This window comes from Paraburkholderia sp. SARCC-3016, assembly GCF_031119615.1.
In the GTDB taxonomy this organism is placed as follows: Bacteria; Pseudomonadota; Gammaproteobacteria; order Burkholderiales; family Burkholderiaceae; genus Paraburkholderia.
Genome location: NZ_JAVHZD010000024.1, coordinates 38,401 through 53,386, shown reverse-complemented (window position 1 = coordinate 53,386; position 14,986 = coordinate 38,401). Strand labels below are relative to the sequence as shown.

The 14,986-nt window shown below is 64.9% G+C and carries 13 protein-coding genes and 1 pseudogene; 9 read left to right on the top strand and 5 right to left on the bottom strand.

All coding sequences use genetic code 11. From position 1 onward, the window contains the following. The first annotated feature begins 36 nt into the window (after positions 1 to 36). Positions 37 to 1,116: a biotin synthase BioB gene (bioB, locus tag QYH69_RS23290; protein WP_308834101.1), complete on the top strand. Its 1,080-nt coding sequence runs from the start codon at positions 37 to 39 to the stop codon at positions 1,114 to 1,116. Between the two features lie 20 nt (positions 1,117 to 1,136). On the opposite strand, the gene QYH69_RS23285 is transcribed toward bioB, so the two are convergent. Further along, positions 1,137 to 1,760, bottom strand: a complete 624-nt coding sequence (locus QYH69_RS23285) for an alpha/beta hydrolase (RefSeq protein WP_308834100.1) — start codon at positions 1,758 to 1,760, stop codon at positions 1,137 to 1,139. Positions 1,761 to 1,978: 218 nt separating this feature from the next. Here QYH69_RS23285 and QYH69_RS23280 point away from each other — a divergent pair, with 218 nt between their 5' ends. From QYH69_RS23280 to QYH69_RS23255, 6 genes are all read left to right on the top strand, one after another. Continuing rightward, positions 1,979 to 2,920, top strand: coding sequence for a glyoxylate/hydroxypyruvate reductase A (locus tag QYH69_RS23280; protein ID WP_308834099.1), 942 nt, complete (start codon positions 1,979 to 1,981; stop codon positions 2,918 to 2,920). A 205-nt stretch (positions 2,921 to 3,125) separates the two neighbouring features. Then, positions 3,126 to 4,052, top strand: coding sequence for a hydroxymethylglutaryl-CoA lyase (locus QYH69_RS23275; RefSeq protein ID WP_308834098.1), 927 nt, complete (start codon positions 3,126 to 3,128; stop codon positions 4,050 to 4,052). 31 nt (positions 4,053 to 4,083) lie between these two features. Continuing rightward, positions 4,084 to 4,632 (top strand): YbaK/EbsC family protein, encoded by a 549-nt coding sequence (locus QYH69_RS23270; RefSeq protein ID WP_374992475.1) that lies wholly within the window; start codon positions 4,084 to 4,086, stop codon positions 4,630 to 4,632. After that, positions 4,629 to 4,889, top strand: a complete 261-nt coding sequence (locus tag QYH69_RS23265; protein WP_308834097.1) for a DUF1289 domain-containing protein — start codon at positions 4,629 to 4,631, stop codon at positions 4,887 to 4,889. The genes QYH69_RS23270 and QYH69_RS23265 overlap by 4 nt, the downstream gene beginning before the upstream one ends. After that, complete coding sequence (locus tag QYH69_RS23260; protein ID WP_308834096.1) at positions 4,886 to 5,377, top strand: MaoC family dehydratase; 492 nt, start codon at positions 4,886 to 4,888, stop codon at positions 5,375 to 5,377. Before QYH69_RS23265 ends, QYH69_RS23260 begins: the two co-directional genes overlap by 4 nt. Beyond that, on the top strand, positions 5,374 to 6,294 hold the full coding sequence (locus QYH69_RS23255) for an MBL fold metallo-hydrolase (protein ID WP_308834095.1): 921 nt from the start codon (positions 5,374 to 5,376) through the stop codon (positions 6,292 to 6,294). The genes QYH69_RS23260 and QYH69_RS23255 overlap by 4 nt, the downstream gene beginning before the upstream one ends. 289 nt (positions 6,295 to 6,583) lie before the next feature. Here the strand turns inward: QYH69_RS23255 and QYH69_RS23250 are convergent, their stop codons facing one another. Beyond that, complete coding sequence (locus tag QYH69_RS23250; RefSeq protein ID WP_308834094.1) at positions 6,584 to 7,486, bottom strand: DMT family transporter; 903 nt, start codon at positions 7,484 to 7,486, stop codon at positions 6,584 to 6,586. Between the two features lie 113 nt (positions 7,487 to 7,599). Between QYH69_RS23250 and QYH69_RS23245 the strand changes: the two are divergent. Beyond that, positions 7,600 to 8,094: pseudogene (locus QYH69_RS23245) on the top strand (Lrp/AsnC family transcriptional regulator); the annotation flags it as partial. Between the two features lie 106 nt (positions 8,095 to 8,200). Here the strand turns inward: QYH69_RS23245 and QYH69_RS23240 are convergent. Continuing rightward, entirely contained in the window at positions 8,201 to 8,905 is a 705-nt protein-coding gene (locus QYH69_RS23240) for an alpha/beta hydrolase (RefSeq protein ID WP_308834093.1), read from the bottom strand. A gap of 294 nt (positions 8,906 to 9,199) precedes the next feature. Between QYH69_RS23240 and QYH69_RS23235 the strand changes: the two genes are divergently transcribed. Beyond that, on the top strand, positions 9,200 to 10,159 hold the full coding sequence (locus tag QYH69_RS23235) for a nitronate monooxygenase family protein (protein ID WP_308834092.1): 960 nt from the start codon (positions 9,200 to 9,202) through the stop codon (positions 10,157 to 10,159). An 81-nt stretch (positions 10,160 to 10,240) separates the two neighbouring features. On the opposite strand, the gene QYH69_RS23230 is transcribed toward QYH69_RS23235, so the two are convergent. Both QYH69_RS23230 and QYH69_RS23225 read right to left on the bottom strand, forming a co-directional pair. Further along, positions 10,241 to 13,861, bottom strand: coding sequence for a methylmalonyl-CoA mutase family protein (locus tag QYH69_RS23230; protein ID WP_308834091.1), 3,621 nt, complete (start codon positions 13,859 to 13,861; stop codon positions 10,241 to 10,243). Positions 13,862 to 13,986: 125 nt separating this feature from the next. Next, entirely contained in the window at positions 13,987 to 14,934 is a 948-nt protein-coding gene (locus tag QYH69_RS23225) for a LysR family transcriptional regulator (RefSeq protein WP_308834090.1), read from the bottom strand. Between the last annotated feature and the right edge of the window lie 52 nt (positions 14,935 to 14,986).

The window sequence follows — 14,986 nt, the reverse complement described above, 5'->3', positions numbered from 1 at the left end:
CCAGAATTTTCGAATTGATCGATAAGGATTGAACCGATGACTGAAGTCACTTCCCCCACGCTCCACGCCGACGCGCAACAGGCCGCCGGCGCGGCCGCATCGACCACCGCCGCGCGCGCGCGCTGGCGCGTGGCCGACGTGGTCGCGCTGTACGAGCTGCCGCTCAACGACCTGCTGTTTCGCGCACAGCAAGTGCACCGCGAGCAGTTCGACCCGAACGCCGTGCAATTGTCGACGCTGCTGTCGATCAAAACGGGCGGCTGCGAGGAAGATTGCGCGTACTGTCCGCAGTCCGTGCACTACGACACCGGCGTGAAGGCCGACAAGCTGATGGAAATCGACAGCGTGCTCGCCGCCGCGCGCGCCGCGAAGGAAAACGGCGCGTCGCGCTTCTGCATGGGCGCCGCCTGGCGCAATCCGAAAGACCGCCACCTCGAGCCGATCAAGGAAATGATTCGCGGCGTCAAGGCGATGGGCCTCGAAACCTGCGTGACGCTCGGCATGCTCGAGCCGCATCAGGCGCAAGACCTCGCCGACGCGGGCCTCGATTACTACAACCACAACCTCGACACGTCGCCGGAGTTCTACGGGCAGATCATCTCGACGCGCACGTATCAGGACCGCATCGATACGCTCGAGCGCGTGCGCGACGCCGGCATCAACGTGTGCTGCGGCGGCATCGTCGGTCTCGGCGAATCGCGGCGCGAGCGCGCGGGCCTGATCGCGCAACTCGCGAACATGGATCCGTATCCGGAGTCGGTGCCGATCAACAATCTCGTGCAGGTCGAAGGCACGCCGCTGACCGGCACCGAAGCGCTCGATCCGTTCGAGTTCGTGCGCACGATCGCGATTGCGCGAATCACGATGCCGCGCGCGATGGTGCGGCTCTCCGCCGGCCGCGAGCAGATGGACGACGCGTTGCAGGCGATGTGCTTCTTCGCCGGCGCAAATTCGATTTTCTACGGCGACCAGCTGCTTACGACGAGCAACCCGCAAGCGCAAGCCGATCGCAAACTGCTCGCGCGTCTGGGCATGCACGCCGAGGCCGCGCAACAGATGCCGCGCGCCGCGAGCGGGTGCGAGCACGGCTGCGACGGTCATATGACGCAGAACTGAGGCCGAGGAGCACAGCGCGGTCACCAGGCTGCAGCCGGCGTCGCCGGCTGCAGCCGCCATGCGGCGTCTTCGCCGAGCCTTAGCGGCGCGGCACAGTGCGCAAGCGTATCGACGAAATACTTCGCGCGCGGCCACGGGCCGAATCCCGCGGCCGCATTGATATGCCCCGCGCGCCCGAGATTGACGAACGCACTGCCGAAACGTTGCGAGAGTTCGCGGGCCTCCGCGAGCGGCATCCACGGGTCCGTCTCGCTGCCGATCAGAATCGAAGGCACGGCAATGCGCGTCGCTTCGAACGCACCGGCGAACTCGAATTTGCGCGGGCTCGCGGGCGCAACGAACAGCACGCCCACAACATCTGCGGACCTCGCGCGCTGCGCACGTTGCTGTAAAGCATGCGCAGCCGCAAGGCAACCGAAGCTGTGCGCGGCCAGTATGAACGGGCCACGCTGGCACGCGAGGAGATCGTTGACCGATTGGGCCCATTGCTCGAGGTTCGGTGCATCCCAGTCGGCCTGCTCGACGCGCATCGAACGCGCAAATTGCCGCTCGAGCCATGTCTGCCAGTGTGCGCCCTCACTGCCATGCAGGCCCGGCACGGTCACGAGGCGCGGCGGCCACGACGATGTTTTGCATGAAGACATGGTTCTTCCTCGCTGTCCGAAGCGGAAATTTATTGTGACGCGCATGCGCGTGCGTCACGAACCAATTTTTCGTGCTTTGCATATGGCTCGATGATCGTCGGCGTCGCACAAGACGAACGCATTGCCGCGGCGATCGCACGCGCGACGCGCCGCAGCTCGAAAAAGTAGAATAGGGCTATCCCAATAAAAGACCGGTTCAGCCGCAGCGAGCGTCCTGCATGAAAATCCTTTTCTATACGCCGGCATCGGATACCGACGCGTGGCTCGCCGATCTGCGGCGCGCGCTGCCCGAAGCCGACGTGCGCGAATGGAAGTCCGGCGACACCGCGCCGGCCGATGTCGCCGTCGTCTGGCGCCCGCCGCACGAAATGCTCGCGGGACGCAACGGCTTGCGTGCGGTCTTCAATCTCGGCGCCGGCGTCGATGCGATTCTCGCGATCGAGCGCGAACAGCCGGGCACCTTGCCGCCGGGTGTGCCGCTAGTGCGGCTCGAAGATACGGGCATGGCGCCGCAGATGGCCGAATACGTCGTCCACGCGGTGCTGCGCTACCTGCGGCGTTTCGACGAATACGCGCGCTTACAGAGCGAACATCGCTGGCATGTGCTCGAGCCGCATCCGCGCGAGTCGTTCACGGTCGGCGTGCTCGGGCTCGGTGTGCTCGGTGCTCATGTCGCCAACGCGGTCGCGTCGTTCGGGCTGCCGGTGCGCGGCTATAGCCGCAGCGCGCGGCACATCGAAGGCATCGAGACTTACGCAGGACCCGCACAGTTCGACGCGTTTCTCGATGGCGTCAAGGTGCTCGTCAATCTGTTGCCGCATACGCCGGATACGCACGACGTGCTGAACGCCGCAAGCTTCGCGAAGCTCGCGGAAGGCGCGTACCTGATCAACGTCGCGCGCGGCGCGCATCTCGTCGAACGCGACCTGCTCGACGCGCTGGCGAGCGGCCGGATCGCCGCGGCCACACTCGACGTATTCCGCGACGAACCGCTGCCGGCCGGGCATCCGTTCTGGCGCGAGCCGCGCATCACGATTACGCCGCATAGTTCGGCACTCACGCTGCGCGCGGAAAGCGTCGCGCAGATTGCGCGGAAGATCGTCGCGTTGACGCGCGGGGAAACGATCAGCGGTATCGTCGATATGGCGCGCGGCTACTGACGCATCGGTCGTAGGTACGCATCGACACGGAGATGGAGGCAACGTCGGAAGCCGCATCGGCACTTTGTACGAAACGTTATCGGCAACTTATCCGGCAACCTGGCCGGCACTTATGCGCCACATAACCGACGAAATCGCGACGACATGATCGGAGCGAGCTTATCTGACTGGCAGTGACGCCGCGCGAGGCGGCAGGAGAAACGACATGGCAATCCCGCAAACGGTGAAGATCGTCGAAGTCGGTCCGCGCGACGGGCTGCAGAACGAGAAGGAGCAGGTGCCGACGGCGATCAAGATCGAACTCGTCAACCGGCTCTCGGCCGCCGGATTTCCGAATGTGGAGACCACGTCGTTCGTGTCGCCGAAATGGGTGCCGCAGATGGCCGATGCGGCCGACGTGATGGCCGGCATCGAGCGCCGCGCCGGCACGATTTATTCGGTATTGACGCCGAATCTGCGCGGCTTCGAAGGCGCGCTTGCCGCGGGCGCCGACGAGATCGTGATTTTCGGCGCGGCGAGCGAAGCGTTTTCGCAGAGGAACATCAATTGCCGCATTGCCGAAAGTATCGAGCGTTTCGCGCCGGTCGCACATGCGGCCAAGGAAAAAGGCCTGCGCCTGCGCGGCAGCGTGTCGTGTTCGCTTGGTTGCCCGTACCAGGGCGAAGTGCCGGTCGCATCGGTCGTCGACGTCGTCGAACGGTTTGCCGCGCTTGGCTGCGATGAGATCGACATTGCCGACACGATCGGCGTCGGCACGCCGAGGCGCACCCAAGAGGTATTCGCCGCCGTTACCGAGGTGTTTCCGCGTGAACGGCTATCGGGACACTTCCACGACACCTACGGCCAGGCGCTCGCGAATATCTACGCCGCGCTGCAGGAAGGTATTGCCATTTTTCATGCGTCGGTCGCGGGGCTCGGCGGTTGCCCGTATGCGAAAGGCGCGACCGGCAATGTCGCGACCGAGGATGTGCTGTACCTGATGAACGGCCTGGGCATCGAAACGGGCGTCGATCTCGCGCAAGTCGTCGAGATCGGCGACTTTATCTCGAAGTCGATCGGGCGACAGAACGCATCGCGCGCCGGCAAGGCGACGCTGGCCAAGGCGCGCAGCGAGCAGACAAGCTGCGCCTGAATTCACCGCAGAAGAACGGACACATTCGACAATGACACACGACACCAACAACGCTTCGTCCCGCAACGCGACCGCCGCCATGCCGACCAATCTCGACGCGCTGCCCGACGCGGCACGCCGCGTCGCACTGCTGTTGCGCGAGCGCGGCCACGCCGGCCAGATCGTGATGCTGCCCGAGACCGGCAAGACATCGGCCGAAGCGGCCGCGGGGCTTGGCTGCTCGGTCGCGCAAATCGCGAAGTCGATCCTGTTTCGCCGTCGCGAGGACGACGCGCCCGTGCTCGTGGTCGCGAGCGGCGCGAATCGCGTCGATGAACACAAGGTAGCCGCGCACGTCGGCGCAGTCGGCCGCGCCGACGCGAAGTTCGTCCGCGAGAAGACCGGCTATGCAATCGGCGGCGTATGTCCGATCGGCCATGCGACGGCGCCGGTCGCGCTGATCGATGCGGACCTGCTCGCGCTCGGCAGCCTGTGGGCTGCGGCAGGGCATCCGCACGCGGTGTTCAATCTGTCGCCGCAGGAACTCGTCGCGCTGACGGGCGCGCCCGTGGTCGACGTCGCGCTGCGCGAACCGGTATGACCGAGGCCGCGCCCGAAACGGAAAGCGTCGCACCGGTGCCGTCGCCGTGCATCAACATCTGCCGGATGGACGATGCGACCGGCTGGTGCGACGGGTGTCTGCGCACGATCGACGAGATCGCAAACTGGTCGCTGTACGACGAAGCGGCGAAGCGCGCCGTTTGGGATCAGCTCGAAGCGAGGCATGCGCACCTGATGTCGCAACGCACTAGCGCGCCGGATGCGAGGCAGAGCACGAGCGATAAGGATTCGCGATGAATTCGCCGCCGCGCGTCGTGACGATCGGCGAACGCTTCAGCACGACGCTCGCGTTCTCCAACGATTCGGTAAAGTCGTTCGCGACGCTCGTCAACGACATGAATCCGCTGCATCACGACGAAGCCTATGCCGCGCAAAGCCGCTTCGGCACGCTGATCGCATCGGGCACGCAGCCTGCCGCGCATCTGATGGCGCTGATCGCCACGCACTTTTCCCGATACGCGCAACCGCTCGGCCTCGAGTTCGACATCAAGCTCAAGAAGGCCGTGCGCAGCGACGACACGCTGACGTTCACGTGGGCCGTGCGCAGCGCGTTCTGGAAGCCGAGCCTCGCCGGCGATCTCGTTCAACTCGACGGCAACGCCGTGAGCGAGCGCGGCGAAACGGTGATGCTCGCGAGCGCGACGGTACTCGTGATGCCGAAGCCGCTCTCCGAACCCGCGCCGGGGTCCACGCCTCGACCCGTGAAAAAAGGCGCCGCGCCATGATTGCGCTACCCGCGTCGATGCGCGTGTTCGAACGCGGCTGGCTATCGTCGAACAACGTGCTGCTGATCGACGATCGCAACGCGACGCTCGTCGATACCGGATACGCGACGCACGCGCCGCAAACGGTTGCGCTCGTGCGTCACGCTCTCGGCACGCGCGCGCTCGATCGCATCGTCAACACGCATCTGCATTCGGACCATTGCGGCGGCAACACGCTCTTGCAGCAAACATGGGGCTGCGAAACGCTGATCCCCGACACCGAGATCGAAACGGTGCGGCAATGGGATGAAGCGCGCCTCACATTTCGCGCGACGGGACAGTTCTGCGAACGCTTCTCGGCGAACGGCTCGCTCGCACCGGGTATGCACATCGAAATGGGCGCACTCGACTGGCAGGTGCTCGGCGCGCCGGGCCACGATCCGCATTCGCTGATGCTTTTCTGCGCCGACGAGCGCTTGCTGATCAGCGCGGACGCGTTGTGGGAAAACGGCTTCGGCGTAATCTTTCCCGAACTCGACGGCGAGAGCGGATTTGCGGAACAGCAGGCTGCGCTCGAACTGATCGCGAGTCTCGACGTTGCGACGGTGATTCCCGGTCATGGCGCACCGTTCTCAAACGTCGAGCCGGCGCTCGAACGCGCCTTCTCGCGGTTGACATGGTTGCGCGCGGACCCGAAGCGCAACGCGAAAAACGCGCTCAAGGTGCTGCTCGTATTCAGGCTGCTCGATGTGCGCACAACGGATTTCGGCGCATTGATCGACATGCTCGAAAACGCCAGCGCGATGCGCGCCGCTGCGGCGATCCTGGCGCCGCGCGATGCATGGCCGGCGCTGGTGCGACAGATCGTCGGGGAACTTGCCGGCAGCAAAGGTCCGCTGCACATCGACGGCGAGCGTGTGAGCGCACGCGCATGGTGAAAAACGGACGCGGAAACCCGAAGCGGAAAAAAGAAAGCCGCTCGGCAAATCTGGCGAGCGGCGCAACGTTTTGTTTGTGACGTGATCAGCGTCAGTCGTAATGATACTTCCAGGATGCATACTCACGCATCGGGGGTTTCCCTACGGACCTCGGCTTCGCGGCCGGAAACGACGTCCTGCGGCCAGCGGGCGATGCACAGACAGGCGATGCGTCGGTCCGGCTTCATGTTACGGAATCCGTATTATCTACCGATGCATTTCAAACCTGTCGTTCGGCCCGAGCCTGCCCTTACGACGATGAGTAACGACGCGCCGGTACGATCCGCCAGCCCAGATTGACGCCCGCCGCCGCCAGCAGAATCAGCACCGCGCCCACCATCTGAACCCACGCGAGCTTCTGTCCGAACGCAACACGGTCGACGATAATCGCCACCACCGGATAGATAAATGAAAGCGCGCCCGTCATCGCAGTCGGCAGTTTCTGGATCGCGCCGCACAGCAGCACGTACATCACGCCGGTATTGACGATGCCGAGCGTCGCCAGCTGCAGCCAATGGATCGCGCTAGTCGGCAAAGCGTCGAAGCTGACAAACGGCGCAAGCAGCACGACGCCGGTCGCCGCCGTGAAGAGTGCGATCAGATGCGGAGGCGTCGACTTCAGCGACTTGGTCACGATCGACGAGATCGCCCACAGGAATGCCGCGCCGGCCGCAAGCTCGACGCCTTGCAGATATTCCCCCGGCACCGCAAGCACCGCAGGTTCGACTCGCACGACGAGCACGAGTCCGGCGAACGCAATGCCAAGCCATGCGACGACCGATGCAGTGATGCGCTCGCGAAACACGAGTGCACCGAGGGCGACCAGCATGAACGGCTGCGTGCTGTAGACCGTGGTCGCCATCGAAATCGACGCGCGCGAGTAGGCGGCAAACAGCAGCACCCAGTTGGCGACGATCGCAACGCCGCCGAGCGTGGCGAGCGCGACGACGCGCCAGCTGAACAGCTTGCGCCTGAAAAGACCGAGCGCCGCGCAGACGAGCGCGAGCGTCGCGCCGCCGAACAGACAGCGGAAGAACACGACGTTTTGCGACGACTGCTGCGACGACACGACGAGCCAGCCTATCGTGCCCGACATCAGCATCGCGATGGTCATCTCGAGCGCACCGCGCCGGATTTCATTGCCGCCTGCCATCACTGTTCCCCGAGAGCTTCACACGAATGATGGCAGTGTAATGAATGCGCAAGCGAGAATACATGACTAAACTTAAGCCAATCGCCGTTTCGACTTCGCAAACGAAGGTTCAGATGACCAAACGCCTCAGTTCCGCCGCATCGTCCGCGTCGCCTGCTGCCCACGCGCCGGCCGCACCGCTCGACGATACCGACCGCGCACTGTTGTCGGCGCTCGCCGACGACGCGCGTCAGCCCGTCAGCGAACTCGCGCGCAGCGTCGGCCTGTCGGCGCCCGCGACCGCCGACCGTCTACGGCGTCTCGAAGCCTCGGGGGTAATCGGGCGCTTCACGGTGCAGATCGACCCGCGCGCGCTCGGCTATACGTTGCAGGCGATCGTCCGGGTCAAGCCGTTGCCCGGCCAGCTGCATCTGGTCGAAGAAGTGATCCGGCGCATTCCGGAGTTCGTCGAGTGCGACAAGGTGACAGGCGACGACTGCTTTGTCTGCCGGCTCTATCTGCGCACGATCGAGCAGCTCGACGAGATTCTGTCGAAAGTCACCGAACGCGCGGAAACCAGTACGGCAATCGTCAAATCGACGCCGGTGCCGCGCCGTCTGCCGCCGCTGACCGGACGCGCGGCAGGCGATGCGACGCAGGCCGCGGCGCGGCGGCCGCCTGCGCGCGCCTCCGGCTCGCGCACCACGACACGCACTGCCGCGCGCACGTCCACCGCTACGAATCAATAGCTTCGAAGAACGACAACATTTCGGCCATCAGTTCGTCCGGCGCGTCCTCGGGAATCGAGGGACCGCATGGCAGCGCGCGGCCGCTGACGTCACGCGCGACTTTGCGCCATCCGGCGAGCGGGTCGGCGTACGACCCGGACACGCCACGTGCGCCCCATAGCACGCGCAGCGGGCAACCGATCCGGTTGCCGCGTTCGATATCGGCCCGGTCGTGTTCGAAATCGAGGCCGTCTGCCGCGCCCGCCGCAGGGCCGGCAGCCACTCGCTGCGCCTGTCGGTCCGTTGCACACGCCGGCGCACTATCGAGCAGCATCAAACGCTCGACGACGGCGGTGTGATCGAGCGCCATCCGATACGCAACATGCGCGCCGCGATCATGCGCACAGACGAGAAATTGCTCGTAGTCGAAGTGGCGCATCACCGCAAGCTGGTCGGCCGCCAGCGTGCGCTTCGAACGCTTCTCGTGCGGCGCTGCATCGCCCCGCAGCGTCGCCGATGCGCCGTAGCCGCGAAGGTCGGTTGCGATCACGGTGAAATGCGCGGCAAGCGGTGTTGCGCACCGATGCCAAACCGCATGCGTTTGCGCATCGCCGTGCAGCAGAAGCAGCGGCGGCCCCGATCCGCCCTTGACGCCATATATTTCGGCGCCCTCGGCTGAGAAGCGAAACGGTGCGTAGTGCTCGAAGGGCATCGGTGCATTCTCGTTGTCATTGTGAGTGTGCGCATTGTAGAAGGCCGCTGTGCCCGCGCGAGGTGGGTTAGCCCACGCAAATATAGAAACCGAACTCTTCCTCCAACCGGGGATGGCGCATCAGCAGCAAGGTGCCGCCCTATAATCGAACGATCGTTCATACCGCAATCGTTCATACCGGCATGTAACCGGATCGAGCACCGCCGCCCGCACGCCGCTTCCGGCTACACTCATCATGCCGCCCCGCTGCGCAGGGCGCATCGGCAAGGATTCATCGTTCAGGAGACTTCCGCCATGGCATTGCCAGCCGTTCTGCAAAATCTCACGCTGCCGGTCGTCGCTTCACCGATGTTCATCGTCAGCTATCCGGAACTCGTGCTAGCGCAATGCAAGGCCGGAATTGTCGGCGCGTTTCCCGCGCTCAATGCCCGGCCCGCGGAACGGCTCGACGAATGGCTCACGCAAATTCAGGCCGCGCTTGCCGACCATAAGGCCGCGCACCCGGATGCGGTGATCGGTCCGATCGCCGTCAACCAGATCGTCCACCATTCGAACGAGCGGCTCGAACACGACGTGCGCGTCTGCGTCGAGCACAAGGTGCCGATTTTCATCACAAGCCTGCGCGCGCCGGCGAAGGAAATAATCGATGCGGTGCATGGCTACGGCGGCATCGTGCTGCACGATGTGATCAACCTGCGTCACGCGAACAAGGCGCTCGAAGCCGGTGTCGACGGGTTGATTCTGGTTGCAGCCGGCGCGGGCGGCCATGCGGGCACGACGTCGCCGTTCGCGCTCGTCGGCGAAGTGCGGCGCATGTTCGACGGGCCGATCGTGCTGTCGGGCGCGATTGCAAATGGCGGCTCGATTCTCGCCGCGCAGGCGATGGGCGCGGACCTCGCTTATATGGGCACGCGCTTCATCGCCACGCGCGAGGCGCACGCGGTCGACAGCTACAAACAGGCGATCGTTCATTCGAATGCGGCCGACATCATCTACACGAATCTGTTCACCGGTGTGCATGGCAACTACATTCGCGAAAGCATCGTCGCCGCCGGGCTCGATCCCGATGCACTGCCCGAGTCGGACAAATCGAAGATGGACTTCGCGAACGAAAAGTCGAAGGCGTGGCGCGATATCTGGGGTGCGGGGCAAGGCGTCGGCCTCATGGACGACGTGCCGAGCGTCGCCGAACTCGTCGCGCGGCTCAAGCAGGAGTATGCGGATACGAAGAAGCGGTTATCGATCGGCGCATAGCGGCACATGCGAGACGGCGGCCGCGTAGCGGTGCTGCCGCGCGGTGCCGCACCCTGGCGCACCCTGGCGCACCCTTCGCGCTCACATATTGCGGCGATACTGCCCGCCCACCTCGAACAGCGCATGTGTGACCTGCCCGAGCGAGCAGACACGCACCGCATCCATCAGCACCGCGAACACGTTCCGGTCGTCGATCACCGCCTGCCGCAAACGCTCGAGTGCGGCGGGCGCGGCATCGCGATGCCGCGCCTGAAACGCGCGCAACCGTTCCAGCTGGCTTTGCTTCTCGTCTTCGGTCGAGCGCGCAAGGGCGATCGGCGGCGGCGCTTCATGCGGATGAGCGCCCAGAAACGTGTTCACGCCGACAATCGGATAGGAGCCGTCGTGCTTGCGATGCTCGTACAGCATCGACTCGTCCTGAATGCGCCCGCGCTGATAGCCGGTTTCCATCGCGCCGAGCACGCCGCCGCGCTCGGTCAGCCGGTCGAACTCGGCGAGCACCGCTGCTTCGACGAGGTCCGTCAGTTCATCGATGACGAAGCTGCCCTGGTTCGGATTCTGGCTCTTCGCGAGCCCCCACTCGCGGTTGATGATCAGCTGGATCGCGACGGCGCGCCGTACCGAATCTTCGGTCGGCGTCGTGATCGCTTCGTCGAAAGCGTTCGTGTGCAGCGAATTGCAGTTGTCGTAGATCGCGATGAGCGCCTGCAACGTCGTGCGGATATCGTTGAAGTCGATTTCCTGCGCATGCAGGCTGCGGCCCGACGTCTGCACATGATATTTGAGCTTCTGGCTGCGCTCGTTGGCCCCGTAACGCTCGCGTAGCGCGACCGACCAGATGCGGCGCGCGACGCGGCCGAGCACTGTGTACTCGGGGTCCATGCCGTTCGAAAAGAAGAACGACAGATTTGGCGCGAAGTCGTCGATCGACATGCCCCGCGCCAGATATGCCTCGACATACGTGAAGCCGTTCGCAAGCGTGTACGCAAGTTGCGAGATCGGGTTCGCGCCGGCCTCCGCGATGTGATAACCAGAGATCGAGACGGAATAGAAGTTACGCACACCGTGCTCGACGAAATACGCCTGAATGTCGCCCATCACCTTGAGGCTGAATTCGGTCGAGAAGATGCAGGTGTTTTGCCCCTGGTCTTCTTTGAGGATGTCGGCCTGCACGGTGCCGCGCGCATTTTCGAGCGCGGTGCGGCGTGCGCCTTCGAGTGCCTCGTCGGACAGCGGTTCGCAACCCGCCTGCCGCGCATGCTCGCGGGCGCGTTCGATCTGCTGGTCGATCGCGACATTGAAGAACATCGCAAGAATCGCCGGCGCGGGACCGTTGATCGTCATCGACACGGATGTGTCCGGGGCGCACAGGTCGAAGCCGTCATAGAGCGCTTTCATATCGTCGAGCGTAGCGACCGACACGCCCGAATTGCCGACCTTGCCGTAAATATCGGGGCGCTCGTGCGGCTCTTCGCCGTATAGCGTGACCGAATCGAACGCAGTCGACAGCCGCTTGGCCGGCATGCCGGCCGAGAGCAGCCTGAAGCGGCGGTTGGTGCGGAACGGATCGCCTTCGCCCGCGAACATGCGCGTCGGGTCTTCGTTCTCGCGCTTGAACGGGAAGACGCCGGCCGTGTACGGAAAATAACCGGGCAGGTTTTCGAGCATGAGCCAGCGCAGGATTTCGCCGGGGTCCGTGTATTTCGGCAGCGACACCTTGCGAATCGCGTTGCCCGACAGCGTCTCGACCGTCAGCGCGGTGCGGATTTCCCGGTCGCGAATCTTCACGACGTGTTCGTCGCCCGAATAGGCGGCCACGGTGTGCGGCCATGTGTCGAGCAACGCTTTTTCGCGTTCGCCGAGTTGCGCAGTGCGGGCGGCGATCAATGTGTCGATCGCTGGGTTGGTCGCTGGGTTGGTCGCTGGGTTGGTCGCTGGGTCGATCGATGTGCCGCGACGCTGCGACGCGACGGTTGAAGAGCCTGTCGCGCGATCGCCGGCTTGCGACGAAGCGGCAGCGGAATCCGCAGGTTCGGACATGCTGCCGACCAGCATCCGACGCGTTTCGATCAGTTGCCAGCGCTCGCGCGCGATGCGCGCCTGCGCTTCGGCTCGCGCGCGATAGTCGCGCACGGTCTGTGCGACGTCCGACAGATAACGCACACGTTCGGGCGGCACGATCGCATGACGCCCGCTCGAATGACGCACGCCATCTAGCAGCGGCAGCCGCGCGCGGCCTTCGCGCAGTCCGCGTGCGCGCAGCGCGCGAGCGACGCGCTGATAGAGCGCGGTCACGCCGTCGTCGTTAAAGCGCGAGGCTATCGTGCCGAACACCGGCATGCCGGCCGGCGCCGTCGAGAATTCGCCGCGATTGCGCTGCACCTGCTTCGCGACGTCGCGCAACGCATCGGCCGCGCCCTTGCGGTCGAACTTGTTGATCGCAACGAAATCCGCGAAATCGAGCATGTCGATTTTCTCGAGCTGACTGGCCGCGCCGAATTCGGGCGTCATCACGTACAACGATTTGTCGACGTGCGGCACGATTGCGGCGTCGCCCTGGCCGATGCCCGATGTCTCGACGACGATCAGATCGAAGCCGGCTGCCTTGCAGGCGGCGATCGCATCGGGTAACGCGTCGGAAATTTCGCTCGACGCCTCGCGCGTCGCCATCGAGCGCATGAAGACGCGCGAGCCCGCGCCCCAGTCGCCGATCGCATTCATGCGGATGCGGTCGCCGAGCAGCGCGCCGCCGGACTTGCGGCGCGATGGGTCGATCGCGAGCACCGCGATCGTCAGCGCATCGTCGTAGTCGAGGCGAAAGCGGCGAATCAGTTCGTCGGTCAGCGAAGATTTGCCCGCGCCGCCGGTGCCGGTAACGCCGAGCACCGGTACACGCGCTGCGTGTGCGTGCGGTGCGAGCGCGGCGTTCAATGCGGCGGTGGCCGCAGAGGCCGTGGCCTCGGTGCCCGTTTCGAGGTAGGTGATCAGTTGCGCCAATTTGCGGAAGACAGCGCCATTCGAGTCCGCGGCGCGTTGCGCTGCGCTGTCTGCGTGCTTTGGCGTGTCGGATCGTGCGAGGTCCGTGGTCAACGCTCGCGCGATTTCGCCGGCTAACTGCACGGCCGAACGCTGCGCCATTTGTTCGCCTTGCCGCTCATCGCGCGCCGCGTCGGCGCAGCGCACGATCATGTCGTCGATCATCCCCTGCAAACCGAGACGCTGCCCATCGTGCGGCGAATAGATCCGCTCGACGCCATAGCGTTCGAGTTCCGCGATTTCGTCGGGCACGATCACGCCGCCGCCGCCGCCGAACACCTTGATCCGCTCGCCGCCGCGCGCCCGCAGCAGATCGACGAGGTAGCGGAAATATTCGACGTGGCCGCCCTGATAGCTCGACACCGCGACGCCATCCGCGTCTTCCTGCAACGCGGCGGTCGCCACTTCTTCGACGGAGCGGTTGTGGCCCAGATGGACCACCTCGACGCCGCTTGCCTGCAACATGCGCCGGATGATGTTGATCGACGCATCGTGGCCGTCGAATAGCGCGGCCGCCGTGACGAATCGCAGACGCGCGGGCCGCGCGCGCTGCCCGCGCGCGCTCGACTGGCCGGGCTGAACCGCGCGCGGCGGCGACTCGCTTGCGGGCGCCTCGTCGGATAGCGCGGCGCCGCCGGCGCGCTGCGGCGTGGAAAGATCAGTCATGTCTCCCCCGGATCGATGGATGCGCGACGAGATGCGATGCTGCATTGACGCAGCGCGGCGACGGTCACGCTTCGCGGGTGCTGGAAGCAGTATATCGAAACGGTTTTGCGCCAACGGTGGCGGCGTCAGCTTGCTGCAAGCGTGCGCACCTGTTCGAGCGTAGGCCACAGCGATTCGTTCGAGAACCGGTCGGCCAGGAAATCGACGAACGAGCGCACTTTCGCCGACACGTGGCGCCGGCTTGCGTACATCACGTGAATCGGCAGCTCGCGCGGCGGCAGGACGTCGACGAGCAGCGGCACGAGCCGGCCGGCAGCGATGTCGTCGCCGACCACTTCGGTGCCGAGCAGCGCGATCGCGGCGCCTTGCAGCACGACCACGCGCAGCGCCTCGAGGTGATTGACGACCATATTGCCCGTCAGCCGCAAGTGCGCGCTGCCCGCATTCGCGGCATTTGCCGCCGTCAGCAGATCCTGAGCCGAGACGCCCGAGTATTCGATGAAGTTGTGCCGTGCGAGATCGTCGAGCGTCTTCGGCACGCCGTGCCGCTGCAGATAGTCGGGCGACGCGCACAGCACGATATGCGCGGTCGCGACCTGCCGCGCGATCAGCGACGACGACTTCAGGCCTGTCGGCGACGCGCGGATCGCCACGTCGAAGCCTTCGTCGATCATCTCGACGACGCGGTCCGACAGCGTGATGTCGACGGTCACCTGCGGATGCAGCGTCGCGTAATCGGCGGTCGCGCTCATCACATGACGCAGACCGAACGCCGACAGCGACGACACGCGCAGCCGTCCCTGCGGCACGACGCTCGCCGCGCCGACTGCCTGCTCCGCTTCGTCGAGTTCGGCCAGCACCTGGCTGAGCCGCTCGTAGTATTCGCGGCCGGCTTCGGTCGGCGCAACACGGCGCGTCGTGCGGTTCAGAAGGCGCGCGCCGAGCTGCTGTTCGAGATGCATGACATGCTTGCTCGCCATTGCCGCCGACATATCCATCCGTTCCGCCGCGCCGACGAAGCTGCCGATTTCGACGACATAACGAAACACTTTCATGCTGATGAGCGTATCCATAGCCAGTCGCTCTTGACAGGAATCAATCGTTGAACTCCCGGCGACTTTATCA